Raw genomic sequence first — 1482 nt, forward strand, 5'->3', positions numbered from 1 at the left:
GTGCAAATATAGGGCTTTGGTTGGACTAACTCGCCTTTTTTACTCTAAAAAAAGAGAAAGGGGAATAAAATAGTCAATCAATTTAACCATATTTAGCAATAAGTGGTTAATTTAATGGAGAATTGATATTTGACAATTGATAATGAAGGCTGCATAAACACATGTAAGGCAGCCGCTAATTCAGATAATTATGGAAAAAAAAGACTTGAAACCGGCTGGTGTATTTCACTATTTTGAGGAAATCTGCCAAGTGCCGCGCCCTTCGAAGAAGGAAGAGAAAATCATTGCTTACTTAAAAGCATTCGGAGAAAAACATAAGTTGGAAACGAAGGTGGACGAAGCCGGAAACGTTCTGATAAAGAAACCCGCTACTCCGGGTATGGAAAACCGCAAGACTGTCGTACTTCAATCGCACATCGACATGGTATGTGAAAAGAACAACGACGTGAAGCACGACTTCCTGACCGACCCTATCGAAACCGAAATTGACGGTGAATGGCTGAAAGCCAAAGGTACAACCTTGGGAGCCGACAACGGCATCGGTGTAGCCACCGAACTGGCTATCCTTGCCGACGACAGCATCGAGCACGGTCCTATCGAATGCCTCTTCACCGTGGACGAGGAGACCGGACTGACCGGTGCCTTCGCCCTGAAAGAAGGCTTCATGAACGGAGACATTCTGCTGAACCTCGATTCCGAGGATGAAGGCGAGCTCTTCATCGGCTGTGCAGGAGGTATAGATTCCGTTGCCGAATTCACTTACCGGGAAGTGGACGTACCGGCAGGATATTTCTGCTGCAAAGTGCAGGTAAAGGGGCTGAAAGGCGGACACTCCGGCGGCGACATACACCTGGGGCGCGGCAATGCCAACAAGCTGCTGAACCGCTTCCTGAGCCAGGCATCCCAGAAGTACGACATGTACCTTTGCGAAATAGACGGTGGTAACCTGCGCAACGCCATTGCCCGCGAAGCACACGCGGTAATTGCCATACCCGATGCCGACAAGCATGCTCTGCGCACAGACTTGAATGTCTTTGCCGCCGAAGTGGAGGCAGAATATGCCGTCGTTGACCCGGACCTCCAATTCGTGCTCGAATCGGAAGCAGCCCGTCCCAAAGCCATTGACAAAGATACCGCCAAGCGATTGTTGCAAACCATCTATGCCGCACCTCACGGTGTGTATGCCATGAGCCAAGACATTCCGGGACTGGTGGAAACCTCCACCAATCTGGCCTCCGTAAAGATGAAATCCGGCCATATCATCCGTATCGAGACCAGCCAGCGCAGCTCTACCGCCTCCTCCAAACAAGACATTGCCAATATGGTGCGTACTGTATTCGAAATGGGTGGAGCAGCCGTATCTTTCGGCGACGGATATCCGGGCTGGAAGCCCAACCCGCATTCAGAAATCCTGGAAGTGGCTGTTGAGTCCTACAAACGTTTGTTCGGTGTAGATGCCAAGGTAAAAGCTATCCATGCAGG

At 50.1% G+C, this 1482-nt stretch carries 1 protein-coding gene; it reads left to right on the top strand.

The window, feature by feature from the left end:
* Positions 1 to 190 precede the first annotated feature (190 nt).
* The coding region (locus ABUA47_RS05050; protein ID WP_349831437.1) for an aminoacyl-histidine dipeptidase at positions 191 to 1482 on the top strand (1292 nt) is incomplete at its 3' end.

It is taken from the genome of Bacteroides sp. RTP31139st1_H2_RTP31139_211217, assembly GCF_040227615.1.
Classification (GTDB): domain Bacteria; phylum Bacteroidota; class Bacteroidia; order Bacteroidales; family Bacteroidaceae; genus Bacteroides; species Bacteroides uniformis.